This window comes from Streptomyces sp. WAC05292, from assembly GCF_003949955.1.
Taxonomy (GTDB): Bacteria; Actinomycetota; Actinomycetes; order Streptomycetales; family Streptomycetaceae; genus Streptomyces; species Streptomyces globosus.
In genome coordinates, this window is the sequence record NZ_RPSE01000030.1 from 1 (window position 1) to 26,798 (window position 26,798).

The 26,798-nt window shown below is 72.1% G+C and carries 22 protein-coding genes; 12 read left to right on the forward strand and 10 right to left on the reverse strand.

Annotation, left to right across the window (positions count from 1 at the left end):
• A partial coding sequence (locus tag EF903_RS06130; protein WP_221888718.1) for a transglutaminase domain-containing protein occupies positions 1 to 1,265 on the forward strand: 1,265 nt, incomplete at its 5' end.
• A 121-nt stretch (positions 1,266 to 1,386) separates the two neighbouring features.
• On the opposite strand, the gene EF903_RS06135 is transcribed toward EF903_RS06130, so the two are convergent.
• The 3 genes from EF903_RS06135 to EF903_RS06145 all read right to left on the reverse strand — a co-directional run bounded on the left by EF903_RS06135 (position 1,387) and on the right by EF903_RS06145 (position 3,409).
• Entirely contained in the window at positions 1,387 to 1,971 is a 585-nt protein-coding gene (locus tag EF903_RS06135; RefSeq protein ID WP_125541706.1) for a hypothetical protein, read from the reverse strand.
• A 309-nt stretch (positions 1,972 to 2,280) separates the two neighbouring features.
• A complete protein-coding gene (locus EF903_RS06140; RefSeq protein ID WP_125541708.1) occupies positions 2,281 to 2,739 on the reverse strand; it encodes a hypothetical protein in 459 nt (152 codons plus the stop codon).
• Between the two features lie 205 nt (positions 2,740 to 2,944).
• Positions 2,945 to 3,409: an ATP-binding protein gene (locus EF903_RS06145; protein WP_260614881.1), complete on the reverse strand. Its 465-nt coding sequence runs from the start codon at positions 3,407 to 3,409 to the stop codon at positions 2,945 to 2,947.
• 110 nt (positions 3,410 to 3,519) lie between these two features.
• Here EF903_RS06145 and EF903_RS06150 point away from each other — a divergent pair, with 110 nt between their 5' ends.
• The 4 genes from EF903_RS06150 to EF903_RS06165 are packed head-to-tail and all read left to right on the forward strand — an operon-like array spanning position 3,520 to position 6,298.
• Positions 3,520 to 4,368 carry a helix-turn-helix transcriptional regulator gene (locus EF903_RS06150; RefSeq protein ID WP_125541710.1) on the forward strand — a complete coding sequence of 283 codons (849 nt, stop codon included), beginning with the start codon at positions 3,520 to 3,522 and terminating at the stop codon, positions 4,366 to 4,368.
• Entirely contained in the window at positions 4,365 to 4,622 is a 258-nt protein-coding gene (locus EF903_RS06155) for a DUF397 domain-containing protein (RefSeq protein WP_125541712.1), read from the forward strand. The genes EF903_RS06150 and EF903_RS06155 overlap by 4 nt, the downstream gene beginning before the upstream one ends.
• A 34-nt stretch (positions 4,623 to 4,656) precedes the next feature.
• Positions 4,657 to 5,874 (forward strand): hypothetical protein, encoded by a 1,218-nt coding sequence (locus tag EF903_RS06160; RefSeq protein WP_125541714.1) that lies wholly within the window; start codon positions 4,657 to 4,659, stop codon positions 5,872 to 5,874.
• Entirely contained in the window at positions 5,864 to 6,298 is a 435-nt protein-coding gene (locus EF903_RS06165; protein ID WP_125541716.1) for a GNAT family N-acetyltransferase, read from the forward strand. The genes EF903_RS06160 and EF903_RS06165 overlap by 11 nt, the downstream gene beginning before the upstream one ends.
• 13 nt (positions 6,299 to 6,311) lie before the next feature.
• On the opposite strand, the gene EF903_RS06170 is transcribed toward EF903_RS06165, so the two are convergent.
• The 3 genes from EF903_RS06170 to EF903_RS06180 form a co-directional block, all read right to left on the reverse strand.
• Positions 6,312 to 7,208 (reverse strand): phosphatase PAP2 family protein, encoded by an 897-nt coding sequence (locus EF903_RS06170; protein ID WP_125541718.1) that lies wholly within the window; start codon positions 7,206 to 7,208, stop codon positions 6,312 to 6,314.
• A 68-nt stretch (positions 7,209 to 7,276) separates the two neighbouring features.
• Positions 7,277 to 8,323, reverse strand: a complete 1,047-nt coding sequence (locus EF903_RS06175; RefSeq protein ID WP_125541720.1) for a LacI family DNA-binding transcriptional regulator — start codon at positions 8,321 to 8,323, stop codon at positions 7,277 to 7,279.
• Positions 8,324 to 8,348: 25 nt separating this feature from the next.
• Positions 8,349 to 9,977: an alpha-amylase family glycosyl hydrolase gene (locus EF903_RS06180; RefSeq protein ID WP_125541722.1), complete on the reverse strand. Its 1,629-nt coding sequence runs from the start codon at positions 9,975 to 9,977 to the stop codon at positions 8,349 to 8,351.
• 222 nt (positions 9,978 to 10,199) lie between these two features.
• On the opposite strand from EF903_RS06180, the gene EF903_RS06185 reads away from it, so the two are divergent.
• The 7 genes from EF903_RS06185 to pulA all read left to right on the forward strand — a co-directional run bounded on the left by EF903_RS06185 (position 10,200) and on the right by pulA (position 23,470).
• Positions 10,200 to 11,474: an extracellular solute-binding protein gene (locus EF903_RS06185; protein WP_125541724.1), complete on the forward strand. Its 1,275-nt coding sequence runs from the start codon at positions 10,200 to 10,202 to the stop codon at positions 11,472 to 11,474.
• 8 nt (positions 11,475 to 11,482) lie between these two features.
• Positions 11,483 to 12,514: a carbohydrate ABC transporter permease gene (locus EF903_RS06190; protein ID WP_125541726.1), complete on the forward strand. Its 1,032-nt coding sequence runs from the start codon at positions 11,483 to 11,485 to the stop codon at positions 12,512 to 12,514.
• Positions 12,515 to 12,516: 2 nt separating this feature from the next.
• Positions 12,517 to 13,425, forward strand: a complete 909-nt coding sequence (locus EF903_RS06195; protein ID WP_260614884.1) for a sugar ABC transporter permease — start codon at positions 12,517 to 12,519, stop codon at positions 13,423 to 13,425.
• Positions 13,426 to 13,475: 50 nt separating this feature from the next.
• A complete protein-coding gene (locus EF903_RS06200) occupies positions 13,476 to 15,116 on the forward strand; it encodes a glycoside hydrolase family 13 protein (protein ID WP_125541728.1) in 1,641 nt (546 codons plus the stop codon).
• Positions 15,104 to 16,132 (forward strand): LacI family DNA-binding transcriptional regulator, encoded by a 1,029-nt coding sequence (locus EF903_RS06205; RefSeq protein ID WP_399420232.1) that lies wholly within the window; start codon positions 15,104 to 15,106, stop codon positions 16,130 to 16,132. The genes EF903_RS06200 and EF903_RS06205 overlap by 13 nt, the downstream gene beginning before the upstream one ends.
• Before the next feature lie 219 nt (positions 16,133 to 16,351).
• Complete coding sequence (locus EF903_RS06210) at positions 16,352 to 18,094, forward strand: carbohydrate-binding module family 20 domain-containing protein (protein WP_125541732.1); 1,743 nt, start codon at positions 16,352 to 16,354, stop codon at positions 18,092 to 18,094.
• Positions 18,095 to 18,151: 57 nt separating this feature from the next.
• On the forward strand, positions 18,152 to 23,470 hold the full coding sequence (gene pulA / locus EF903_RS06215) for a pullulanase-type alpha-1,6-glucosidase (protein WP_125541734.1): 5,319 nt from the start codon (positions 18,152 to 18,154) through the stop codon (positions 23,468 to 23,470).
• On the opposite strand, the gene EF903_RS06220 is transcribed toward pulA, so the two are convergent.
• The 4 genes from EF903_RS06220 to EF903_RS06235 are packed head-to-tail and all read right to left on the reverse strand — an operon-like array spanning position 23,457 to position 26,784.
• Positions 23,457 to 23,975 carry a GNAT family N-acetyltransferase gene (locus tag EF903_RS06220; protein WP_185902543.1) on the reverse strand — a complete coding sequence of 173 codons (519 nt, stop codon included), beginning with the start codon at positions 23,973 to 23,975 and terminating at the stop codon, positions 23,457 to 23,459. The two genes, pulA and EF903_RS06220, sit on opposite strands and share 14 nt — an antisense overlap.
• Before the next feature lie 36 nt (positions 23,976 to 24,011).
• Complete coding sequence (locus tag EF903_RS06225; RefSeq protein ID WP_125541738.1) at positions 24,012 to 24,767, reverse strand: TetR/AcrR family transcriptional regulator; 756 nt, start codon at positions 24,765 to 24,767, stop codon at positions 24,012 to 24,014.
• A 53-nt stretch (positions 24,768 to 24,820) separates the two neighbouring features.
• Entirely contained in the window at positions 24,821 to 25,891 is a 1,071-nt protein-coding gene (locus EF903_RS06230) for a PDR/VanB family oxidoreductase (protein WP_125541740.1), read from the reverse strand.
• A complete protein-coding gene (locus EF903_RS06235) occupies positions 25,888 to 26,784 on the reverse strand; it encodes a metal-dependent hydrolase (protein WP_125541742.1) in 897 nt (298 codons plus the stop codon). Before EF903_RS06235 ends, EF903_RS06230 begins: the two co-directional genes overlap by 4 nt.
• Positions 26,785 to 26,798 lie beyond the last annotated feature (14 nt).

Consider the following 26,798-nt stretch of genomic DNA (forward strand, 5'->3'; position numbering starts at 1 on the left):
AGAGACAGGTCCCGCAGGGCCAGGCCCCAGCGCCCGCCGTGCCCACGCTCGACAGCATCGATTTCGGGGGCGGCATCCCGTTGGACGGGTTTCAGCTGACGAGGTGGGAGTCGGGATTCCCCCTGACGGCGAACCTCACGTACCGGACGGCGGACACCCCGTCCGCCGTCGTGGCGGTCTCCGGTCTCGGGACGTCGGCCGCGCGGGTGCAGTTGCAGGCGTGGTCGGGGAACCAGCAGGTCGGCGAGTCCTCGTTCGTCGCGCCGATCCCCGGTCAGAACCTCTTCCTCCTGTCCGCGCTGCGGCTGCCCGTGAACGGCGTCGGCACCACCGTGCACGGCGTGTCGTGGAGGCTGGTGCGCGAGAACGCGCCCGGTCAGGTCCAGGAGATCGACACCACCGCGCACGAGGTCCACCGCCTGTACGGCACCCCGCAGACTCATGCCCGCGCCGATGCCGTGGTGGCGGCCATGAGCATGCTGGCCGGGCAGACCGACGCGCAGGCGGTGGCGACGGCACTGCGCCATTCCCTCAGGATGCGGGTGCAGTACGACCCCTCGGACCCGATCAACGACGATCCGCTGACCGTCCTCACCGACGGGCGGGGCGTGTGTGCGGACTACGCCAACCTGCTGGTCCTCCTGGCACAGACGGTCGGCCTCCCGGCCAACACGGTCATGGTCTGGGGCGGCTTCTTCGCGAACGACCAGATGGTGTGGGCCGGCGGGGTGGGCAACATGATCAACCTGACGAACGTGCAGGCACTGGACACCCAGTGGCACCCGGGCCAAGCCCAGCAGGGGTGGGACTTCCAGTACCACGCCATCGCGCGGGTCGGCGGGGTCCTGCACGACGCCGCCCTGGACCGTGACGGATTCGACGGCCAGGCCGTCCACGCCGGCCGACGCGTCGCCTTCCACCGGTTCGGTCCGGGTGACGTGCTGCCCGACGGGGCGGAGGGCACCCGCTATGCGTGGCTGATCCCCCGTGAGGAGGAGACGGTCGCGGTCACCGCGCAGGACTACGGCGACCAGGCGCAGGCGGCGTTCCCGGCGCACGTCCTGGAGATCCCCCCGAACACGACCGGGACGTACTTCGCTCCCGTGCTGACACTGGCGGCGGGTGCACTGCCGCCGGGCCTGTCCCTGGACGCGACCGGGATGATCCAGGGTGTGCCGACGCTCCTCGGGGCGTACTCCTTCACGGTCAGGGCCGGAACCAACGGCCCCACCCGGCAGTTCACGCTGACGGTATGGCCCCAGTGACCCTTTTCGGTGCGATCGCCTGCGCCGGTGTCGTGTGGCAGTCCGGTGCGGCCGGGCCACAACGCGCTGGGCCCGCCTGGCCAACAGCAGTCGGCGGGCCTTGGCGATCGGTCGGGTGGCGCTACATGTCACCGTCGATGGGTGGGCGAAGCTCGCTGGTGCTGCTGTACGACCCTGTGGAGATGCAGCCCGCCCGGTCGTTGAGGTAGAGGGTCTGTTCGGTGATGCCCCACTCCTGCGTCTTGCTCCACTTGCCGTTCTTGTAGAAGTACCCGTACCGCTTCGCGCGTCCGTTGACGCCGTCGAGGTCGTTCAGCTGTCGGCCGCCGTGGAACTGGATGGCCTCGGCGTCCCTGCTGCCGTCGAACCCGCAGGTGTAGTCGGGGAACAGGTATGCGGCCCAGCCCAGGCCGGGGGCGTTCAGGTAGCCCGACGAGGGTCGGTTCGCTGCGTCGTGCTCCCTGAGACTGAAGTCCTGGCGCTCCTCGGACACCGGGAAGATCCAGATCCGGGCGGGCTTGTCGGCGTTCAAGTTGTGGTCCTGGTAAAGGCACAGGCTCATGCTCGGGCAGGCATCAGTGCCCTGCCCTGTCACTTCTTGGATGGACGGAGCCACAGTGGCGGTCGCAGGCTCGCCGTTGGCGGCGCCGGTGAAGACGAGGACGACCGACACCGCGGCCGCCACTGAAAACACGATCTTCTTCATACCCCGATGAACGTCCGCAACGCGGGGAGGATACGGTGCGTCCCGCCGTTGTCCCCGGTCGGACTACTGTCGTCTCCCCACGGCCCCTGGGCCCGAGCCGCCGGAAATGAACCGTCCCTTGTGAGCGGCGCCCTGCGAACCGGCTGATGCGCTGTGTGGAGGCAGCGGCCACCGTGCCGATCGGCGTGATGGCAATCATGCCGGCGATACCGGACGCACAAGGGCGCATCGCACTCCGCTCCGTCGACTCGCGGCGAGGCCTGAGTCGACCATAGTTGCCGAGTTTCCGCTGGTCAGGCATTGGTCATCTCAGGCGGCCGTGCGGCGGCGCGTGCAGGGCGGGCATTCGCCCGGGGCGGCCTCCTGCGGGCGGGCCGCGGCGGGCTCCGGGGGCGCGGCCTCGCGGGCGGTGCGGGCCTCGGCCCACAGGGCGGGCGGGTTGTTGTACGACTCCGTGAAGGCCACGACCCGCCCCGATGCGGCGCGCTCCCGGCGGCGGCGCAGGTAGCCGTGGTGCTCCAGTTCGCGCATGGCGGCGGCGATGCGCACCTCGCCCTCGGGGAAGCGCCCGGCGAGGCTCTTGATGGTGACGCTGGCGCCGCTGGGCAGCGACTGGATGTGCACGGCGAGGCCGATCGCCGTCAGGCTCAACTCGCGGTGCTGGGCGAGGTGGTTGCCCACCTTGACGTACCGCCGGGTGTGATCGCGGTTGATGTGCCGGATGCCCGCCGTGGGGCACGCGGGCGCGCTAGGCTGCTGGTCAGCCATGGGGAAGGGGCTCACTTCCACTGTGGTCAGGCCCTCGGTTCGGGATGGCAGTCCCGGTCGAGGGCCGTTCGCGTTTCTGGGGTTGTGAGGGAATCGTGCACCGCGAATTGGCGCATTTGCCAGCGGGGTTGGGGCGATTCACCCGACCGGGTGAGAGGGGGAGGGGGGAGGTTGGGTGAGGTCGTTGTGCCTGTGGTTATGTCATTTAGGCGTCGCGTGCCGCCGGAACGCGGTGCACCGGGTCGTGGGAACCTCGATCCGGTGAAAGCGGATTGTCGAAATCCAATTCCGCCCACACCGTTTTCAGCGGAACCGGCCCCCGGTCGATTCCCCACCGCGAGGCGAGCGCGGACACCAGCAGCAGCCCCCGCCCGCATTCCGCCCCCGCATCCGGAACGGACGGCTCGCACCGCGGCACCGCCTCGGCCCGCGTGTCCGACACCTCGATACGCAGCGTAGGCCCGGGCCCCGTCCGCAACCGCAGCCGGAACCCCCGCCCCGGCACCCTCCCGTGCGTCACCGCGTTCGCGGCGAGCTCGGCGACGACCTGCGCCGCGTCCGCGAACGGAAGTCGATGTTCCACCAGTTGGGAGACGGTGAGGGCACGTGCGGCACGAGCGCCGCGCGGGGTCGCGGGGAGGGTCGCGACGAGGGAGATTTCCTGATTCACGTGACTCAGCGTGGCCGCCCCTGCGTAACCTGAACAGTGCCGAGGCCGCTGTGTACGGCGGCTGTCCCCGGCAGTCCCGTGCTGTCCTGACGGTCCCCGCGGAGGTGGAAGTGAACACAGACGGCGCCGACGAGTCGAGCTGGGAACTCGACCCGGAGGACGAATCGGGGGCGGTGATCGCCGCGCTGGGGCGCCAGTTGAAAATGTGGCGCGAGTCCGCCGGCCTCGACCGCGCCAAGTTCGGCCAGCGGATGGGATACGGCCCGAACCTCATCTACAAGATCGAACGCGGCACCCGCATTCCCCGCCCGGAGTTCCTGGACAAGGCGGACGAGGTCCTTGGGGCGGGCGGGAAAATCGCGGCGATGAAGGCCGATGTGGAAAAGGCCCGTTATCCCAAGAAAGTGCGGGATCTCGCCGAATTGGAGGCGAGAGCGGTTGAGCTGGGCGCATACGGGAACCACAACCTGCACGGACTGCTTCAGACCGAGGCGTATGCGCGGGCCCTGTACGAGATCCGGCGTCCGGCATACTCCTCGGACGAGGTGGACCGCCACGTAGCAGCACGCATGTCGCGCCAAGAGATTTTCCATCGCCAGCCAGCGCCTGCCCTGACCTTCGTCTTGGAGCAGGTCACACTTGAGCGGCCGATCGGAGGTTCTGGCGTGCTGCAAGGCCAGTTGAAGCGCCTGCTGGAGGTAGGTGCTCTGCGCAACGTTGAGATTCAGGTCATGCCTACGCAGTCCGAGGACCACGCTGGGATGGGGGGCCACATTCAGGTCGTGAAGCTGGAGGACGGCTCTGCGGTCGCCTACTGCGAGTCACAGGTGGCGAGTCGCTTGATCACCGATCCCAAGGACATCCAACTCCTCGAACTGCGCTATGGGATCATCCGTTCCCAGGCTCTCAGTCCCCGGGAGTCGCGAGCCTTCATCGAGAAAGCGCTGGGAGAGACATGAGCATCAAACCCTCTGCAGCGGACCCCGCTGCGTTGGCGTGGGTCAAGAGCAGCTACAGCGCGAGCGACAGCAACGAATGCGTCGAGGTCGCCTGGATCAAGAGCAGCTACAGCACCAACGACGGCCCTGCTTGCGTAGAGGTCGCCCACCTCACCGGCACCGTCCTCGTCCGGGATTCCAAGGTCCCCGACGGCGGCCGGCTCGCCGTGGCTCCGGCTGCCTGGGCCGGGTTCCTGGCATCCGCCGTTGTTTAGACGGCTTCGCGAGCCCCGTGGTGCGGAGGCGGCCGTGCAGGCCGTCCTCCGCGAGCGGCGGCCGGATCCGGCCGCCTGGGCGGCGGTCGTCGAGGCGGCCTGCGGCCCGCCCGAGGGCCAGTGGAGGGCCGGGGACGCGGTCATGCAGGCCCGGTTCGCCCTCGCCCCGCACGCCGACCGCCTGGCCCGCCGCCTCGGCAGCGGCCGTCTCCAGGGCGGCAGCGAAGCCCAGTCGCACGTCCAGATGCTCGCCCTCGCCCTGGCCGGTGCGGGGGATGTGCGGGCCATGCCCGCCCTGAGGAACCTGTCCGCGGCGGACTGGTTCCTCATCGACGCGCGTCCCCTCGCCGTGCTGCCCACCGCCGACCTGCTCCCGCTGGTGCGGGCCGAGCTGCGGCACACCCGCATGTCGACCTCCGACCTGCTCCGCCTCCTCGCCGACCTGGGCGCGGCCGCCGCCCCGGCCCTGCCCGAGGTCATCCCGCACCTGGAGGCCGGGTGCGCCTACGGTGCCGCCCGCGTCCTCGGCCGGATCGGGCCGCCCGCCGCCGCGGCCGCGGGTCGGCTGGCGGAGTTCGCGACGGGTGCCGCGCGCCCCGAGGGCCCGTACGGCCCGACGGCCGCCTGCCCCTGGCACGGGGTCCGCATGGCCGCCTGGGCGCACTGGCGCATCACCGGCGACGACGCCCTCCTCCGGCAGGCCTGCGCAGCCGACCTGGCGGCGGGGCGCGGCAGCCGGGTCCTGCCGTACCTCGCGGACCTCGGCCCGGCCGCCGCCGGGCACGCCGACGCGGTGCGCGCCCTGGCGGGTTCGCCCGGCGCCTGGACCCGGGTCGCGGCCGCGTACGCCTGGTGGCGGATCACGGGTGATCCGGAGCCGGCGGTGCCGGTGCTCCTCGCGGACGTGGACCCGGCCTGGGACGGCCACCCCGCGCACCCCACGCCGTCCGCGGTCCGGCACCTGGGCGCGATCGGCCCGGCCGCCGCCGAGGCGGTGCCGGTGCTGGTGGGGCTGCTGGAGCGGGAGGAGCGGGTCCGGGAGCCTTGGGAGCGGAAGCGGATCCTGGTGGACGACGACTTCACCCGCGCCGTCGCCGAGGCCCTGACCCGGATCACCGGGACCGTCCCCGACGCGACCCCGCCGGCCGTCCTCCCCTGGGTCACGGGCAGGCGGCCCGCGCCCGTCTCGGATCCCGGGATATCCCCTGACGCGCCCCTGCGCGGCCTGTTTGGATGGCGCGATGAGCACTGAAGCACTCCCCGACGGCTACGAGATCTCCGCCGACCCCTCCCGCCTCGACGTGGCCCGGATCCACCGGTGGCTGTCCGAGGACGCCTACTGGGCGCTGGGCCGCAGCCGGGAGAAGCAGGAGGCCGCCATCGCCGGCTCGCTGAACTTCGGGGTGTACGACAGCGCCTCGGGCGAGCAGGCGGCGTACGCCCGGGTGGTCACCGACCGGGCCACCTTCGCGTGGCTCTGCGACGTGTACGTCGACCCGGCCGTGCGCGGCAAGGGCCTCGGCGGGGCGCTGGTGGGGGCGGTGCGGGCGCACCTGGAGCCGTTCGGGCTGCGCCGGATCCTCCTGGCCACCGCCGACGCGCACGAGGTGTACGCCCGGCAGGGCTTCGAGCCGCTCGCGTTCCCGCAGAAGTGGATGGCCCTCGGGCAGCAGTAGGCGCCCGGCGGGGTCAGGTGCGCTGCCCGCGGAACCGGTTCAGCAGCGCGGCCGTGGCCGGGTGCGGGCCGGTGTGGAGGGGGTGGCGGGGCAGCCGGTGCGGCATGTCGCCGTACCAGGCGCGGGAGACCGCGTAGCCGAACGCGAGGCAGATCATGCCGCCCACCGCGTCGAGCCAGAAGTGGTTGGCGGTGGCGACGATGACGACGAGCGTCACAGTCGGGTAGAGGAGGCCGAGGACCCGGGCCCACGGGACGGTCGCCACCGCGAAGATCGTCAGCCCGCACCAGAGCGACCACCCTATGTGCATGGACGGCATGGCGGCGTACTGGTTCGACATGTTCTTGAGGTTGCCGGAGGCCATCGAGCCCCAGGTGTGGTGGACGAGCACCGTGTCGATGAAGTCCTCGGTCTCCATCAGCCGCGGCGGGGCCAGCGGGTAGAAGTAGTAGCCGACCAGGGCCACGCCGGTGGTCGCGAAGAGCACGAGGCGGGTGGCCGCGTACCGGCCGGGGTGCCGGCGGTAGATCCAGGCGAGCACGCCGAGGGTCACCACGAAGTGGAGGGTGGCGTAGTAGTAGTTCATGCCGACGACCAGCCACGTCACCGAGTCCACGGTGTGGTTGACGGTCTTCTCCACGGCGATGCCCAGGGCCTGCTCCAGGCGCCACAGGAAGTCGGCGTTCGCGAGGGCGACGGTCTTCTGCTCGGGCACCGCGTTCCGGATGAGCGAGTACGTCCAGTAGCTGACCGCGATGAGGAGGATCTCGAACCAGATCCGCGGCCTGCGGGGCGCGCGGAGGCGGGTGAGGAGGTCGGGCCGGGTCTCCGGCGGGGCCGCCCCGTCGACGGCGGCGGGCGTCGAGACATCCGTCCGGGTTTCCAGTGTCTTCACGCTCGCTTCAGCCATGGGACGAGAGTTTGCCAGATGCCTTCCCGCCTTCGATCATCCCGCGGGAGCATCCTTGCCGCAGCCGCTCAGCCTTCAGGACGAGACGGGCCCCTGGTCTGCCCGGGGCCGGACGCGGTGGACCCGCGGACCACCAGCTCGGGCAGGAACACGAACTCGGTGTGGGGGGCCGGTGTGCCGCCGATCTCCTCCAGCAGCGTCCGCACGGCGGCCTGTCCCATGGCCTGTACGGGCTGGCGGATGGTCGTCAGCGGCGGGTCGGTGAACGCTATCAGGGGGGAGTCGTCGAAGCCCACCACGGAGACGTCCTGCGGGACCCGCAGGCCCTGCTGGCGGGCGGCCCGGATCGCGCCGAGCGCCATCATGTCGCTCGCGCACACGACGGCGGTGCAGCCGCGGGCGATCAGCGAGGTCGCGGCGGCCTGGCCGCCCTCCAGGGAGTACAGGGAGTGCTGGACGAGCTCCTCGACGGCGTCCTCGCCGAGGCCGAGGCGCTCCTTCATCCCGAGGCGGAAGCCCTCGATCTTGCGCAGGACGGGCACGAACCGCTTGGGGCCGACGGCGAGCCCGATGCGGGTGTGGCCGAGCGCGGTCAGATGCGTGACGGCCAGCTGCATCGCCGCCCGGTCGTCGGGGGAGACGAAGGGGGCCTGGATCTTCTCGGAGAAGCCGTTGATCAGGACGAACGGTACGCCTTGTGCGCGAAGTTGGTCATACCGGCCGGTGTCGGCGGTGGTGTCGGCGTGCAGGCCGGACACGAAGATGATCCCGGAGACGCCGCGGTCGACGAGCATCTCGGTCAGTTCGTCCTCGGTGGACCCGCCGGGGGTCTGCGTCGCGAGGACCGGGGTGTACCCCTGGCGGGTCAGCGCCTGGCCGATGACCTGGGCCAGCGCCGGGAAGATGGGGTTGTCCAGCTCGGGGGTTATCAGCCCGACGAGGCCGGCGCTGCGCTGCCGCAGCTTCACGGGCCGCTCGTAGCCGAGGACGTCGAGCGCGGCCAGCACGGACTCGCGGGTGCCTGCGGCCACACCGGGCTTGCCGTTGAGCACGCGGCTGACTGTGGCTTCGCTGACCCCCGCCTGGGCTGCGATGTCGGCAAGCCGTGCGGTCACGGGATTGGACTGTACCGGTCGCACGCTACAAAGCCCACCAGGTGCACGAATCCTGGGGGAGGCGCACCGATCGGCCGTCCGTCTCCACCGGGGCGCTGGAGAGGACGGGTCGTCCCGGCGACGGCAGCTCCACCACCGTGCCCCGCCCGTTGAGGGTGCAGGCGAAGCCGGGCCGGGTGAAGAGGAGCACCCCCTCCGGGGAGGGCTGCCACTCCAGCGGGCCGGCGTCCGGGGAGCCGAGGCCCGGCAGGGCCCGGCGCAGTTCCAGGGCGGCCCGGTACAGCTCCAGGGTGGAGTGCGGGTCGCCGGTCTGCGCGGCGACGGTCAGGCCCGCCCAGTCCCGGGGCTGCGGCAGCCAGCTCCCGGCCGGGCCGAAGCCGTACGGGGGCTCCTGCCCCGACCAGGGCAGCGGGATCCGGCAGCCGTCGCGCAGCCCGTCCTGCCCGGCGGTGCGCAGGAACGCCGGATCCCGGCGCACCTCGTCGGGCAGGTCGGCGACCTCGGGCAGGCCGAGCTCCTCGCCCTGGTAGAGGTACGCCGACCCGGGCAGCGCCAGCATCAGCAGGGCGGCGGCCCGCGCCCGGGCCAGGCCCTGCGCGCCGCCGCCGTAGCGGGTGACGTGCCGGACGACGTCGTGGTTGGAGAGGACCCAGGTGGTGGTGGCCCCGACCGCGGCGGTCGCGGCGAGCGACTCGTCGATCACGGTCCGCATCAGGGCCGGGTCCCAGGGGCAGTTCAGGAACCGGAAGTTGAAGGCCTGGTGCAGTTCGTCGGGGCGGACGTACAGGGCCAGGCGCTCCGAGGTGGGCGCCCACGCCTCGGCGACGCCGATCCGGTCGCCGCCGTACTCGTCGAGGAGGAGGCGCCAGGAGCGGTGGATGTCGTGGACGCCGTCCTGGTCGAAGAACGGCAGCGGCTCGGTCCCGATCAGGGTGGCCTGGGCGCCGCGGCCGATGTCGGGCAGGCCGGGGGCCTTGACCATGCCGTGGGCGACGTCCACCCGGAAGCCGTCGACGCCGAGGTCGAGCCAGAACCGCAGCACGGAGGCGAACTCCTCGGCGACCTCCGGGTGCTCCCAGTTCAGGTCGGGCTGCTGCGGGGCGAACAGGTGCAGGTACCACTCGCCGCCGGCGGCGCGCGTCCAGGCGGGGCCGCCGAAGACGGATTCCCAGTCGTTGGGCGGCACCATCCCGCCGGGGCCGCGGCCGGGGCGGAAGTGGTAGCGGGCGCGGGCCGGGCCGCCGGGGGCCTCGGCGAGCGCCTCGCGGAACCAGGGGTGCCGGTCGGAGGTGTGGTTGGGCACCACGTCGACGATCACCCGCAGGCCCAGCGCGTGGGCGGCGCGGACCAGCTCGTCGGCGTCGGAGAGGTCCCCGAAGAGGGGGTCGACGGCCCGGTAGTCGGCGACGTCGTAGCCGCCGTCGGCCTGCGGGGAGACGTAGAAGGGGGTCAGCCACACCGCGTCCACGCCCAGCCGGGCCAGGTGGGGCAGCCGGGAGCGCACCCCGCGGAGGTCCCCGACGCCGTCGCCGTCGCTGTCGGCGAAGGACCGGACGTACACCTGGTAGATGACGGCATCGCGCCACCAGCCGACGCTTTCGGTGGTCTTGCTGGAAGCGCTTGCAAGCCGGGGGGCGGTCAGCTCATGGGTCATACCGGGGTCAACGCGGCGACACGGCCCCTGGTTGCGGGCCTGACGACCCGAAGGACGTTCGATCGGCCAGCAAGGAGCGGCAACCGTCCGGACACGTGGATGTAACGATCCCCCGGGCTTGCAGAAAATTGCCGCAAGGTCTTTCGGTCGGCTTTCAGGCTTGTTACGTTCCCTGCAACTCGGGACCGCGAGGGCGCGGCCGGGATCATCGAAGGAGTTCATATGCGGCGTGGCATAGCGGCCACCGCGCTGGTCGCGACCCTGGCGCTCGCGGCGACGGCTTGCGGCGGTGACACCAAGGACGACGGCGGCGCGACCAAGGCGGGCGGGGAGCTCTCCGGCACGGTCACGTGGTGGGACACCTCGAACGATGCCGAGAAGGCGAGCTTCCAGAAGATCGCCGAGGCGTTCATGGCGAAGCACCCCAAGGTCACCGTCAAGTACGTCAACGTGCCCTACGGCGACGCCCAGAACAAGGTCAAGAACGCCTTCAGCAGCGGCGCCGAGGCCCCGGACGTGATCCGCGCCGACGTCGGCTGGGTCGCGGACTTCGCCTCCCTCGGCTACCTCGACGAGGTCCCCGCCGAGACCGCGAAGAAGATCGACGCCGAGTTCCTGCCGCAGGCCGCGGCCAGCGGCAAGTACGAGGGCAAGACCTACGCGGTCCCGCAGGTCATCGACACCCTCGGCCTCTTCTACAACAAGAAGATGCTCGCCGACGCCGGCGTCCAGCCCCCCAAGACCCTGGAGGAGCTGAAGGCCGCCTCGGCCGCGATCAAGGCGAAGACCGGCAAGGCCGGCCTGTACCTGCGCGGCGACGACTCCTACTGGTTCCTCCCGCTGATCTACGGCGAGGGCGGCGACCTCGTCGACGCGAAGAACAAGACGGTCACCGTCGACAACGAGGCCGGCGTCAAGGCCTTCAAGACGGCCCGCGACCTCGTCACCTCCGGCGCGGCGATCACCAACGCCACCGACGGCTGGAACAACATGCAGACGGCCTTCAAGTCCGGCGAGGCCGCCATGATGATCAACGGCCCGTGGGCCGTCGCCGACAGCTACTCCGGCGACCAGTTCAAGGACAAGGCCAACCTCGGCGTCGCCGCCGTCCCGGCCGGCTCCGTCAAGGCCGGCGCCCCGCAGGGCGGCCACGACCTCGCCGTCTACGCCGGCTCCAAGAACCGCGCCGCCGCGCACGCCTTCGTCGAGTACATGACCTCGCAGGACGTGCAGGTCCAGTCCGCCAAGGACCTCAGCCTGCTCCCGACCCGGACCGCCGCCTACGAGCAGCCCGACGTCAAGTCCAGCGAGATGGTCCAGTTCTTCAAGCCGGCCGTCGACAAGGCCGTCGAGCGGGCCTGGATCCCGGAGAACGGCTCCCTCTTCGAGCCGCTGAAGGTCGAGTACACGAAGGCGATCACCGGGGCGTCCAGCCCCGAGGACGCGGCCAAGGCCGCCGGCGCCGAGTTCCGCAAGATCCTCAAGGGCTGGAAGTAAAGAAGACCATGGCTGCTCACACCAGCCAGTCTGTGGCGAAGGCCGCGGGCGACGAGACCGACGTCGCCCGCGGCCGGAGCCGCAGGACTGACGGGCCCCAGCGCGCCGCGAACCGCGGCGGGCTCAAGCGTGCTTTCGCCACGCACTGGTACGCCTGGGCGATGGTCGCCCCGGTCGTGCTCGTCCTCGGCATCATCATCGGCTGGCCGCTCGTCCGCGGCGTCTACCTGTCGCTGACCGACGCCAACGAGCGGAACGTCGCCCGCACGATCGGCGCCAACCACATCGAGGCCACGTACGCGTTCGTCGGACTCGACAACTACGCGGCCGTGCTGAGCGACCCGGTGTTCTGGCAGCGGCTGGTGTGGACGGTGGTGTGGACCGTCGCGTGCGTGACCGTCACCTTCGCGCTCGGCCTCGCCCTGGCGAACATGCTGAACCGCGAGTTCAAGGGCCGCGCCTTCTACCGCATGGCGCTCATCCTGCCCTGGGCCGTCCCCGGCTTCGTCTCGGTCTTCGCCTGGCGGTTCCTCTTCAACCGCGACAACGGCATCCTCAACAAGCTCCTCGACGGCGGCGGCATCGCCGCGATCCCGTGGCTCGACGACCCCACCTGGGCCAAGCTCTCGGTGATCACCGTCAACGTGTGGCTCGGCATCCCCTTCATGATGGTCGCCCTCCTCGGCGGCCTGCAGTCCATCCCGGGCGAGCTCTACGAGGCCGCCGAGATGGACGGCGCCACCACCTGGCAGCGCTTCCGGCACATCACCCTGCCCGGACTGCGCTCGGTCAGCATGACGGTGATCCTGCTCTCCACCATCTGGACCTTCAACATGTTCCCGGTGATCTTCCTGCTGACGCGGGGCGGACCGGGCGACTCCACCGAGATCCTGGTGACCCAGGCCTTCCGCGAGGCCTTCGTGGCGAGCCCGCGCGACTTCGCCGGCTCCGCGACCTGGGGCGTGCTCATCCTCGCCCTCCTCATGATCTTCGCGCTGGTCTACCGGCGCGCGCTGCGCAAGCAGGGAGAGGTGTGGTGACCATGGCCGCCTCCACGACCACGGCCCCGACCGAGGCCGGGAAGACCGCCGCGACCCCCGGGAAGGCCCCCGGGAAGGTCCGCGCGCGCGGGCAGCGCTCGCCCCTCGCCTCCTTCGGGCTCCACGCGACGCTGGCCGCCGCCGCCGTCATCGCCGTGTTCCCCGTGCTGTGGGTCCTGCTGACCTCGCTCAAGCCCGCCCAGCACGCGATCACGACGGACTTCGTCAAGGACCCCACCCTGGAGAACTACCGCTACCTGGTGGAGGAGACCTCCTTCTTCACCTGGTTCGGCAACTCCCTCCTCGTCGCCGGCATCACCACCGTCCTCGGCGTGTTCATCGCCGCGACCACCGGCTACGCCGTCAGCCGGTTCCGGTTCCCCGGCATGAAGCCCCTGATGTGGACCCTGCTGATCACGCAGATGTTCCCCATGGCCATCCTCATCGTCCCGCTCTACAACCTCATGGGACAGCTCGGACTGCTCAACCAGCCCGTCGGCCTGATCATCACCTACCTCACCATCGCGGTGCCCTTCTGCGCCTGGATGATGAAGGGCTTCTTCGACACGATCCCCGCGGAGATCGACGAATCAGGCCGCGTCGACGGGCTCACCCCCTTCGGCACCTTCTGGCGGCTCATCCTGCCGCTGGCCCGCCCCGGCCTCGCCGTGACCGCCTTCTACTCCTTCATCACCGCGTGGGGAGAGGTCGCGTACGCCTCCGCGTTCATGGTCGGCGACGAGAACCTCACCCTCGCGGGCGGCCTGCAGACCTTCGTCACGCAGTACACCGCCAACTGGGGCCCCATGACGGCCGCTTCGGTCCTCATCGCGATCCCCGCCGCCATCTTCTTCGTCTTCGCCCAGCGTCACCTCGTTGCCGGGATGACGGCGGGCGCCACCAAGGGCTGACCACCCGGCTCCCGCCCCCGCACACCCCCGGCCCGACCCACAAGGACGTCATGACCCAGCACCTCGCCGAAACACTCCACACCCCGACCGGCACCCTGCCCGGTTGGTGGAGAGAAGCGGTGATCTACCAGGTCTATCCGCGCAGCTTCGCCGACTCCAACGGGGACGGCATGGGGGACCTCGAAGGCATCCGCAGCAGACTGCCGTACCTGAAGGAGCTGGGCGTCGACGCCGTCTGGCTCAGTCCCTTCTACGCCTCCCCGCAGGCCGACGCCGGCTACGACGTCGCCGACTACCGGGCCATCGACCCCATGTTCGGCACCCTGCACGACGCTGACGCCGTGATCCGCGACGCCCACGAACTGGGCCTGCGGATCATCGTCGACCTCGTCCCCAACCACTGCTCCGACCAGCACGAGTGGTTCAAGCAGGCCGTCCGCGAAGGCGCCGGCTCCCGGCTGCGCGAGCGCTTCCACTTCCGCCCCGGCAAGGGCGAGAACGGCGAACTCCCGCCCAACGACTGGGAGTCCATCTTCGGCGGCCCCGCCTGGACCCGCGTCCCGGACGGCGAGTGGTACCTGCACCTCTTCGCGCCCGAGCAGCCCGACTTCAACTGGGAGCACCCGGCCGTCCAGGACGAGTTCCGCTCCATCCTGCGCTTCTGGCTGGACCTCGGCGCCGACGGCTTCCGCGTCGACGTCGCCCACGGCCTCGTCAAGGCCCCCGGCCTGCCCGACATCGGCTCCGGCGACCAGCTGAAGCTCCTCGGCAACGACGTCATGCCGTTCTTCGACCAGGACGGGGTCCACGAGATCTACCGCTCCTGGCGGCGGATCCTCGACGAGTACGAGGGCGACCGCGTCCTCGTCGCCGAGGCCTGGACCCCGACCGTCGAGCGCACCGCCCTGTACGTCCGCCCCGACGAGATGCACCAGGCGTTCAACTTCCAGTACCTGACGGCCGGCTGGAACGCCGGGGAGCTCCGCGAGGTCATCGACGGCTCGCTCGCCGCGATGCGCCCCGTCGGCGCCCCCACCACCTGGGTGCTGTCCAACCACGACGTCACCCGGCACGCCACCCGCTTCGCGAACCCGCCCGGCCTCGGCACGCAGCTGCGCGAGCAGGGCGACCGCGAGCTCGGCCTGCGCCGCGCCCGGGCCGCGACGCTGCTGATGCTGGCGCTGCCCGGCTCCGCGTACGTCTACCAGGGCGAGGAGCTCGGCCTGCCCGACGTCACCGACCTGCCCGACGAGGTGCGCCAGGACCCGTCGTTCTTCCGTGCGGCCGGGCAGGACGGCTTCCGCGACGGCTGCCGCGTCCCGATCCCGTGGTCGGGCACCGAGGCCCCGTACGGCTTCGGCGACGGCGGCAGCTGGCTGCCCCAGCCCGCCGAGTGGGCCGAGCTGAGCGTCGAGGCGCAGACCGGCGACCCCGACTCCACGCTGGAGCTGTACCGGGCCGCGCTGCGGATCCGCCGCGAGCACGCCGACCTCGGCGCGGGCGACGCGGTCGAGTGGCTGCCCGCACCCGACGGTGTCCTGGCGTTCCGCCGCGGCGGTTTCACCTGCACCGTCAACACCACGGCCGAGCCGGTCGCACTGCCCGCCCCGGGCACCGTGCTGCTGGCCAGCGCCGTCCTCGAAAGCCCGGGCACTCTGCCCGCCGACACGGCGGTGTGGTGGGAGGAGTGACCACCGGGGACACACCCCTCCGGCTGACGGACATCGCCGCGCAGGCCCAGGTCAGCGAGGCGACCGTCAGCCGGGTCCTCAACGGCAAGGCGGGCGTCGCGGCCGGCACCCGCCACAAGGTGCTGGCCGCGATGGACCTGCTCGGCTACGAGCGGCCCGTCCGGCTGCGGCGCCGCAGCAACGGCCTCGTGGGGCTGCTCATACCCGAGCTGACCAACCCGATCTTCCCGGCGTTCGCGCAGGTCATCGAGCAGGCGCTGGCGGGGCACGGATACACGCCGGTGCTGTGCACGCAGACCCCCGGCGGAGCCACCGAGGACGAGCTCGTCGAGCAGCTGGAGGCGCGCGGCGTCACCGGGATCGTGTTCCTGTCCGGCCTGCACGCCGACTCGCACGCCGACCCGGCCCGCTATCAGCGGCTCGCCTCCCGCGGCGTGCCGTTCGTGATGATCAACGGCTTCAACGAGCAGGTGAACGCCCCGTTCATCTCCCCGGACGACCGGGCCGCCGCCGACATGGCCGTCCGCCACCTGGAGGCCCTCGGACACCGGCGGGTCGGCCTCGCGATCGGGCCGACCCGGTACGTGCCCTCGGCCCGCAAGGAGCAGGGCTTCACCGCGGCCGTACCGGGGGCGGAGGCCGAGGGGCTGATCCAGCGCACCCTGTTCACGGTCGAAGGCGGGCACGCCGCCGGCGTCGCCCTCCTCGACCGCGGCTGCACGGGCATCGTCTGCGGCAGCGACCCGATGGCGCTCGGCGTGATACGGGCGGCCCGGGCGCGCGGGCTGCGCGTCCCCGAGGACGTGTCAGTGGTCGGGTTCGACGACTCGCCGCTGATCGCCTTCACCGACCCGCCGCTGACGACCGTCCGCCAGCCGGTGCGCGCCATGGCGACGGCCGCGGTCGGCGCCCTGCTGGAGGCGGTCGGCGGCACGCCCGTCCAGAGAACCGAATACGTCTTCCAACCGGAGCTGGTGGTCCGGGGCTCGACGGCCCCGCCGCCGCTGCGCACCTGAAAGCTCGGGGCCGACCCCCGAGACCCCGCCCGGCGCCGGGGCCCCGATCACGGGGTCCCGGCGCCGCCATGTCCGGGGCCGGGCGGACGGCCCGGGCCGGGAGCCGCGGCCTACTGGCCGGAAACAATTCTGCAATCTCTTGCGCAAAGTCTTGCAACACGCGGGGGCGCCCCCTACGGTCGCGTGCAATCCCCACCTCTCCCGCCAGGAGGTCCCCGCATGTCTGCCACCGACGCCAGACCGCCCGCCGCCCCCACGCGCCGGGCGAGCGCCGCCGCGCTGCTCGCCGCCACCGCCCTCGCCGCCGCGACCCTCACCGCACAGGCACCCCCCGCCCAGGCCTCCCCACCCGGCGACAAGGACGTCACCGCCGTCCTGTTCGAGTGGCGCTTCGAATCGGTCGCCCGGGCCTGCACGAACACCCTGGGCCCCGCCGGATACGGATACGTCCAGGTCTCCCCGCCCCAGGAGCACGTCCAGGGGAGCCAGTGGTGGACCTCGTACCAGCCGGTCAGCTACAAGATCGCCTCACGGCTCGGCGACCGCGCCGCCTTCAAGGCGATGGTCGACGCCTGCCACGCCGCCGGCGTCAAGGTCGTAGCCGACTCCGTCATCAACCACATGGCCGGCCCCGCCGACCCGAACGCCACCCTCACCGGCACCGGCGGCAGCACCTACCGCAAGTACGACTACCCCGGCCTGTACTCCGGCGCCGACATGGACGACTGCCGCAGCGAGATCGGCGACAACTACCGCGACCGCGGCAACGTCCAGAACTGCGAACTCGTCAAGCTGGCCGACCTCGACACGGGCGAGGAGCACGTCCGCGCGCGCATCGCCGGCTACCTCAACGACCTGCTCTCGCTGGGCGTCGACGGCTTCCGCATCGACGCCGCCAAGCACATGCCGGCCGCCGACCTCGCCAACATCAAGTCCCGGCTGGCCAACCCGGGCGCCTACTGGAAGCAGGAGGCCATCTTCGGCGCCGGCGAGGCCGTCGACCCGGCCGAGTACCTCGGCAGCGGCGACGTCCAGGAGTTCCGCTACGCCCGCGACCTGAAGCGGGTCTTCCAGAGCGAGAACCTCGCCTACCTGAAGAACTTCGGCGAGGCCTGGGGCCACATGCCGTCGGGCAAGTCCGGCGTCTTCGTCGACAACCACGACACCGAGCGAAACGGCGAGACCCTCAACTACAAGAACGGCTCCGCCTACACCCTCGCCAACGTCTTCATGCTGGCCTGGCCCTACGGCTCCCCGGACGTCCACTCCGGCTACGAGTGGACCGACAAGGACGCCGGCCCGCCGAACGGCGGCACCGTCAACGCCTGCTACAGCGACGGCTGGAAGTGCCAGCACGCCTGGCGCGAGATCTCCTCCATGGTCGCCTTCCGCAACACCGCCCGCGGGCAGGCCGTCACCGACTGGTGGGACAACGGCGGCGACCAGATCGCCTTCGGCCGCGGCAGCAAGGCCTACGTGGCCCTGAACCACGAGGGCGCCCCCCTCACCCGCACCTTCCAGACCTCCCTGCCCGGCGGCGGCTACTGCGACGTGCAGAGCGGACGGGCCGTCACCGTCGGCTCCGACGGCCGGTTCACCGCCACCGTCGCCCCGGGCACCGCCCTCGCCCTGCACGCGGGCGCCCGCACCTGCGCGCCCGCTTCGAACAGCACCGGTGCCTCCTTCGCCGTCAACGCCACCACCGTGCCCGGCCAGAACATCCACATCGCCGGCGACCGGCCCGAACTCGGCGGTTGGAACCCGGCCGCCGCGCCCAAGCTCGACCCCGCCGCCTATCCGGTGTGGAAGCTCGACGTGCAGCTGCCGCCCGGGACCGTGTTCTCGTACAAGTACATCCGCCGCGACGCCGCCGGGAACACCACCTGGGAGAGCGGCGCCAACCGCACCGCCACCGTCCCGGCCGACGGCAAGGTCGCCCTGTTCGACACCTGGCGCAACTGACCCACCCCCACGGCCCAGGGCCGCCCGGCGCCGCACCCGCCCGCGCCGGGCGGCCCGCTGCCCCGCACCCGAGGAGACGACGCCTTGAACCGCCCAGCCGCAGGAGCCCTCGCCGCCGAGCCCGCACGGCACGACCTCACCCGCGAGCAGTTCTACTTCGTCCTCCCCGACCGGTTCGCCAACGGCGACCGCCGCAACGACACCGGCGGCCTCACCGGAACCCCCCTGCAGACCGGCTTCGACCCCGCCGACAAGGGCTTCTACCAGGGCGGCGACCTCAAGGGCCTCACCGACCGGCTCGACTACATCAAGGGCCTCGGCACCACCGCCATCTGGATGGCGCCGATCTTCAAGAACCAGCCCGTGCAGGGCAAGGGCGAGGACGTCTCCGCCGGCTACCACGGCTACTGGATCACCGACTTCACGCAGGTCGACCCGCACTTCGGCACCAACGACGACCTCACCCGGCTCATCGACAAGGCGCACGCCAAGGGGATGAAGGTCTTCTTCGACGTCATCACCAACCACACCGCCGACGTCGTCGACTACAAGGAGCAGTCCTACTCCTACCTGTCGAAGGGCGCCTTCCCCTACCTCACCAAGGACGGCGTCCCCTTCGACGACACCGACTACGCCGCCGGCGGCCGCAGGTTCCCCGCCACCAACGCCTCCACGTTCCCCCGCACCCCCTTCGTCCCCGAGGGCAAGAAGAACCTGAAGGTCCCCGCCTGGCTCAACGACCCGGCGATGTACCACAACCGGGGCGACTCCACCTTCGCCGGCGAGTCCTCCGAGCACGGCGACTTCTTCGGCCTCGACGACCTGTGGACCGAGCGCCCCGAGGTCGTCAGCGGCATGCAGAAGATCTACGAGAAGTGGGTCAAGGACTTCCGTATCGACGGCTTCCGCATCGACACGGTCAAGCACGTCAACACCGGCTTCTGGACCCAGTGGGCCACCGCCCTCGACAAGTACGCCGCCAAGCAGGGCCGCGACGACTTCTTCATGTTCGGCGAGGTCTACTCCGCCGACACCGCCGTCACCTCCCCCTACGTGACCCGCGGCCGCCTCGACGCCACCCTCGACTTCCCCCTCCAGGACGCCATCCGCGCCTACGCCTCCCAGGGCGCCGGCGCCGGACGCCTCTCCGCGGTCCTCGCCGACGACTACCGGTACACCACCGACAAGGCGAACGCCTACGAGCAGGTCACCTTCCTCGGCAACCACGACATGGGCCGCTTCGGCACCTTCCTGCGCCAGGACCGGCCCGGCGCCGGCGAGCAGGAGCTCCTGGCCCGCTACCGGCTCGCCAACGAGCTGATGTTCCTCAGCCGCGGCAACCCCGTCGTGTACTCCGGCGACGAGCAGGGCTTCACCGGCGCCGGCGGCGACAAGGACGCCCGCCAGCCCCTCTTCGCGTCCAAGGCCGCCGACTACCTCGACGACGACCAGCTCGGCACCGACCGCACCCACGCCGCCGACGCCTACGACCCCTCCCACCCCCTCTACCGGCAGATCGCCGCGCTCTCCAAGCTCACCCGCGAGCACCCGGCGCTGCGCGACGGCGTCCAGAGCGAGCGCCTGAACGACGGCTCCGTGTACGCCTTCGCCCGCACCGACGCCCCCGCCACCGGCAAGGGCGGCAAGGACAAGGCCCGCCCCGCCCCGCGCCACGAGTACCTCGTCGCCGCGAACAACGCGGCCGAGGAGCGCACCGTCCGCATCGACGCCCCGGCGGGAGCCCAGTACCGCACCCTGTACGGCGGCACGGCCATCATCCGCGCCACCGCCGACGGCAAGCTGACCGTCCCGCTGCCCGCCCTCGGCACGGTCGTCCTCAAGGCCCTCGAACCGGTCGCCGCCCCGGCGGCCAAGCCCGCCCTGACGCTGAAGGCCCCGGCCGCCGGCGCCGCCGGCACCGTCGAGGTGTCCGCCGACGTCACCGGCGGCGGCCTGAACCGGGTCGTCTTCGCCGCCCAGGCCGGCAACGGCCCCTGGCAGGTCCTCGGCTCCGCCGACCACGCCCCCTACAAGACCACCCACCACGTCGACGCCGAGCCCGGCACCCCGCTGCGGTACAAGGCCGTCGCCGTCGATTCCGCCGGACGCACCGCGAGCGCGCTCGCCGCGTCGACCGCCGGGCAGCTGCCGCCCGTCGGCGTGCCCACCGCGACGCAGCGCGAGTACGCCGTCGTCCACTACCGCCGCCCCGACGGCGACTACACCAACTGGCGCCTGTACGCCTGGGGCGACCTCGCCGAGGGCGAGGCGACCCCCTGGCCCGAGGGCCACGCCTTCACCGGCCGCGACGCCTACGGGGCGTTCGCGTACGTCCGCCTCAAGCCCGGCGCCTCCTCGATCGGCTACCTCGTCATCGACAAGGACGGCAACAAAGACGTCGCCGCGGACCGCACGCTCGACGTGACCCGCACCGGCGAGGTCTGGCTGGAGCAGGGCCAGGAGGCCGTCCGCACCGAGCGGCCCGCCTACCCGCCGCAGGACCGCTCCAAGGCCGTCCTGCACTACCAGCGCGCCGACGGCGCCTACGACGGCTGGGGCCTGCACGTCTGGGCCGGCGCGGCCGCTCCCACCGACTGGTCGAAGCCGCTGGCCCCCGCCCGCATCGACTCCTACGGCGCCGTCTTCGAGGTCCCGCTCGCGGCCGGAGCCGAGTCGCTGAGCTACATCGTCCACAAGGGCGACGAGAAGGACCTCCCGACCGACCAGTCCCTCGACCTCAAGGCCGTCGGCCACGAGGTGTGGATGCTCGGCGGGCGGGCCCCCTACCTGCTGCCGCAGCCCGCGGGCTCGGCCGCCGCCCTCGACCTCGCGAAGGCGCACGCCGTCTGGATCGACCGGGACACCGTCGCCTGGAACAGCCCCGCGGGCGCCGCGTCCGTCCAGCTCCTCGCCTCCGCCGACGGGTCGGTCAAGGCCGAGAACGGCACCCTGACCGGGACGGCGCAGTGGATCCGCCTCACCCCGGGCACCCTGACCGACGCGCAGAAGCAGAAGTTCCCCCACCTCGCCGGACACACCGCGCACCGCGTGGACGCCCGCGACCGCGACCGCGTCCGGGAGGCCCTGCGCGGCCAGGTCACCGCCTCCGCGCGGGCCGCCAACGGGGCGGTCCTCGCCGCCACGGGCGTCCAGCTCGCCGGGGTCCTCGACGACCTGTACGCGAACAAGAGCGCGCTCGGCCCCGTCTTCAAGGACGGCCGGCCCACCCTGTCGGTGTGGGCGCCGACCGCCCGCACCGTCGAACTCGAACTCGACGGCCGCATCCTGCCGATGCGGCGCGACGACGCCACCGGGGTCTGGTCGGTGCGCGGCGAGCGCTCCTGGACCGGCAAGCCCTACCGGTACGCCGTCACCGTCTGGGCGCCCGGCGCCCGGCAGATCGTCCGCAACCTGGTCACCGACCCCTACTCCACCGCCCTCACCGCGGACTCGGCGGCGAGCCTCGCCGTCGACCTCGCCGACCCGAAGCTGGCCCCGCCCGGCTGGCGGCAGCTGCGCAAGCCCGCCGCCGTCCCCTTCACCCACGCGCAGATCCAGGAACTCCACATCCGCGACTTCTCCGTCGCCGACCCCACCAGCAAGCACCCCGGCCAGTACCTGGCCTTCACCGACGCCGGCTCCCAGGGCATGCGGCACCTGCGCGACCTCGCCGCCGCCGGCACCTCCTACGTCCACCTCCTGCCGGCCTTCGACATCGGCACCATCCCCGAGAAGCCCGGCGACCGCACCGAACCCGCCTGCGACCTGAAGGTCTACGCCCCGGACTCCGAGGAGCAGCAGGCCTGCGTCGCCGCCGCGGCGGCGAAGGACTCCTACAACTGGGGCTACGACCCGCTGCACTACACCGTCCCGGAGGGCAGTTACGCGAGCAACCCGGACGGCACCGCCCGGACCGTGGAGTTCCGCAAGATGGTCCAGGCGCTGAACGGCGCCGGCCTGCGCACGGTCATGGACGTCGTCTACAACCACACCGTGGCCTCCGGGCAGGACGGCAAATCCGTCCTCGACCGGATCGTCCCCGGCTACTACCAGCGGCTCCTGCCCGACGGCAGCGTCGCCACCTCCACCTGCTGCGCCAACACCGCCCCCGAGAACGCCATGATGGGGCGCCTCGTCGTCGACTCGATCACCACCTGGGCGAAGGAGTACAAGGTCGACGGCTTCCGCTTCGACCTGATGGGACACCACCCGAAGGAGAACATCCTCGCCGTCCGCAAGGCCCTCGACGCCCTCACCCCGGAGAAGGACGGCGTCGACGGAAAGCGGATCATCCTCTACGGCGAGGGCTGGAACTTCGGCGAGGTCGCGAACGACGCCCGCTTCGTCCAGGCCACCCAGGCCAACATGGCGGGCACCGGCATCGCCACCTTCTCCGACCGGGCCCGCGACGCCGTCCGCGGCGGCGGCCCCTTCGACGAGGACCCGCGCGTCCAGGGCTTCGCCTCCGGCCTGTTCACCGCCCCCAACGGCTCACCCGCGAACGGCAGCCCGGCCGAGCAGCGGGCCCGCCTGCTGCACGACCAGGACCTGATCAAGGTCGGCCTCTCCGGCAACCTCGCCTCGTACGCCTTCACCGACACCTCCGGGCGCCGCGTCAAGGGCTCCGAGGTCGACTACAACGGCGCCCCGGCCGGCTACGCGGCCGCCCCCGGCGACGCCCTCGCCTACTCCGACGCCCACGACAACGAATCCCTCTACGACGCCCTGGCGTTCAAGCTCCCGCAGGACACCCCCACCGCCGACCGGGCCCGCATGCAGGTCCTGGCGATGGCCGTCTCCGCCCTCTCCCAGGGCCCCGCCCTGTCCCAGGCCGGCACGGACCTGCTCCGCTCCAAGTCCCTCGACCGCAACTCGTACGACAGCGGGGACTGGTTCAACGCCATCCACTGGGACTGCCGCGCCGGCAACGGCTTCGGCCGCGGCCTGCCCCCGGCGGCCGACAACAAGCCGAAGTGGACCTACGCCAAGCCCCTGCTGACCGGCCCCGTCCCCGGCTGCGCCGAGATCAACGGCGCCTCGGCCGCCTACCGCGACCTGCTGCGCATCCGCACCACCGAGCCGTCCTTCCGGCTCGGCACCGCGGAACAGGTCCAGGCGGCGCTGGCCTTCCCGCTCTCCGGGAAGGACGAGACGCCCGGCGTGATCACGATGGTGCTCGGCGACCTCGCCGTCGTCTTCAACGCCACCCCGCAGACCCAGGAGCAGCGCGTCCCGTCCCTGGCCGGCACCGGCTACCGGCTCCACCCGGTGCAGGCCGCGGGCTCCGACACGGTGGCCCGCAAGGCGGCGTACGAGGCGGGGACGGGAGGGTTCACCGTCCCGGCCAGGACCGTCGCGGTGTTCACACGGCGCTGAGCCGGTCCAGCCGCTTCTCCAGGAGGACCACTCCGTAGACGCGGCCGTCCTTGCCCTCCTTGTGGGGGAACTCCCCGACCACCCGGTAGCCCGCGTGCTGGTAGTACGCGAGCAGCCGGGGGTTGGTGGAGAGGCAGTCGAGCCGCGCCCGCGGCAGGCCCGAGCCGGCGATCCGGCGCTCGGCGTGTTCGAGCATCCGCCGGCCGGTGCCCGCGGGCGCGGTCCGGCGCTCCACCATCAGCCGGTGGACGTACCCGGCGACCGGGGGCTGCACGCCCCAGGCCTCCTCGTCCGACCACCACAGCTCGTACGCGCCGGCGATCCGCCCCTCCGCGACCGCGAGCCACACCTCGCCGTCGCGCATCCGCGCCGCGAAGTGCGCGGCGTCCCTGTCCCCGGGCTTCCACTGCTCGATGCCGTTCTGCTGCATCCACCGGGCGGCCCGGTCGAACAGGCCCGCCAGCATGCCGGCATCCGTCTCCACGGCCCGCCGGAACAGGATCATGTCGTCAATGCTCACCGGCGTATTATCACGCGATGATCACCGGGGCTCGGGGGCCGCCTCGGGGGCCGGATCGGGCGTCGGCCCGGGTGCGGGATCCGCGTCGCCCGGGACCAGGGACGCCAGGCGCGCCACCAGGTCGCCGAACGGCCCGTCCGCAGGCTCGTGCGCCAGGATCCGCGCCAGCACCCCGGCCATCTCCGCGTTGTAGGCGGCGCTCACGGCCGCCAGTGCCGCGAAGTCGTGCACCAGCTGGAGCTCCAGCTCCGCGCGCGGGATCTCCCGCCCGTCCAGCCACAGCAGCGCCGTCGACTCGGCGAGCGAGACCCACGAGCGGACGACGAGGCGCAGCCGGGCCGGCGGCTCGCCGATCCCCAGATGCCGCAGGATCTGCTCGTACGCGGCCTGCCGCACCTCTTCGATCAGCGCGTTGGTCCGCGTGGACCCGACGGCCGGCCCGCCCCGCATCAGCGCGGAGAAGCCGGGCCCGTGGTCGTCGACGAACGCGAAGAACCGGCCCATCACGCGCAGCAGCCGCGTCCCGAGCGGCCCTTCCAGCGGCTCGTCGAACCGCTGCGCCAACTCGTCGGCGGCCCGCCGCAGCGCGGCCTCGTAGAGGCTCAGCTTCCCCGGGAAGTAGTGGTAGACGAGCGGCCGCGATATGCCGGCCGCCGCCGCGATCTCGTCGATCGACACGTCCTCGGGCGCCCTGTCGCTGAACAGCTGGAGAGCCACTGCGATCAGCTGCTCCCGCCGCTCCTCGACACCCATCCTGCGCCGCACCCCGGTTGTCATGCCGACACCCTACTGCCCGTTCGGTGCGGGCCCTTGGGGCGCCGCCCCGCCGGTCACAGGTCCAGGACCAGGCGTTCCTCCCGTGCACGGGAGACGCACAGCAGTATCGAGTCCGCCTGCTCGGCGTCGGTGAGGAGCCCGTCGCGGTGGTCCACCGGGCCCGCCAGGACCCGCTGCCGGCAGGTGCCGCAGAAGCCCTGCCCGCAGGAGTACGGGGTGTCGGGCAGCGCGCGGCGGACGGCGGCCAGCGCCGACTCGCCTGCCGCGACCTCGACCGTGCGGCCGGAGCGGCGCAGCTCGACGGTGAACGGCCGGTCCCCGGCGGCGCCGGAGGAGGCGGGGGTGAAACGTTCCAGCCGTACCCGGGAGGGGTCGGGGGCGGCGGCGAGGAGCGCGGCGGTCAGCGGCTCGGGGCCGCAGGCGTAGACGAGCCCGTCCGGTGCGGCCTCGGCGAGCAGGGCGGCGAGGTCGGGCAGGCCTGCCTCGTCCTCGGGGACGATGCGGACGCGGTCGGGCCGCCCGGCGGAGGCGGCGAGTTCGGCCAGGTCGGGCAGGAACGGCATCGTGGCGCGGCTGCGGCCCCCGTACAGCAGCGTCCAGTCGGCGCCGGCCGCGGCGGCCGCGCGGACCATCGGCAGGATCGGGGTGATGCCGATGCCGCCGGCGAGGAACACGTAGGAGGCGGCCGGCTCCAGCGCGAACCGGTTGCGCGGCGGCCGCAGTTCCAGCACGCCGCCCTCGGCGAGCCGGTCGTGCACCTCGCGGGAGCCGCCCCGGCCGTCCTCCACCAGGCGGACCGCGATCGTGTAGCGGCCGCGGTCGGCGGGGTCCCCGCACAGGCTGTACTGGCGGACGAGCCCGGACGGCAGCAGGACGTCCACATGCGCCCCCGGGGTCCACTCCGGCAGCTCGGGCGACTCCAGCACCAGCCGCACCACACCCTGCGCGGGCTCGGTGCGCGAGGCGATCCGCGCGCGCAGCCGGCGGCGCGGAGCGTGCCCGGACACCGGCTCCGCCAGCGCGGGCAGCGGCCACAGCGGCGAGCGGGAGATGCGTGCGCGCAGCGCGCGGCGGGCCACGAGGACCGCGCCCGCCACCGCGGCGGCCTTCAGGGCCCGCGTCACGGCCGGGCACCCCCGTTCGCCCCGGGGGAGGAGGCCAGGTAGGCCGCCGCCTGCGCCGTGGAACCCTCCTGCGACGGGTGGTACGTACGGGACAGGTAGGTCGGTATGGACTTCAGCATCGCCCCGGTGGAGGGCAGGACCCCCTGCTGGCCGGCCCGGAAGAACTGCCCGACCGAGGCCTTGGCGCCGACCAGTTCGGGGTCGTTGTCCATGAAGAAGCGCACGCCGCGCTGCCACAGCCACACCAGCGACGCGAACGCGGTCGCCCAGGTCCGCACGCGCCGCCGGTAGCCGCCGTCGACGTGCAGGAACAGGTCGAAGGCCACCGAGCGGTGCTCGACCTCCTCGGCGCCGTGCCAGCGCAGCAGGTCGAGCATCACGGGGTCGGCGCCGCGGCGGTCCAACTCGTCCGCGTTGAGGATCCAGTCGCCGAGGAACGCCGTGTAGTGCTCGATCGCCGCGATCATCGCGACCCGCTCCATGAGCCACCAGTGCCGCGCCCTGCCGGGCGGCAGGGTCCGGTCGCCGAGAAGCTTCTCGAAGACCCAGTCGACCTGGGCGGTGTACGGGGTGGGGTCCAGGCCCTGGCGCCGCAGGTGCGGCAGCACGTCGTCGTGCGCGGCGGCGTGCACGGCCTCCTGGCCGATGAACCCGATGACGTCCGCGCGCAGCCGGTCGTCCCGGATGTGGGGGAGCACCTGCTTGAAGACGTGCACGAACCACCGCTCGCCCGCGGGCAGGAGCAGGTGCAGCACGTTGATGGTGTGCGTGGCGAAGGGGTCGCCGGGCAGCCAGTGGAGCGGGGTGTCCTCCCAGCCGAAGGACACGTTCCGCGCCTTGAGCTCCGTGTGCTCCGACGCCACGCGGGCGGGGGCGAGCGGCCTATTAGACATGGCGTCAATGTACT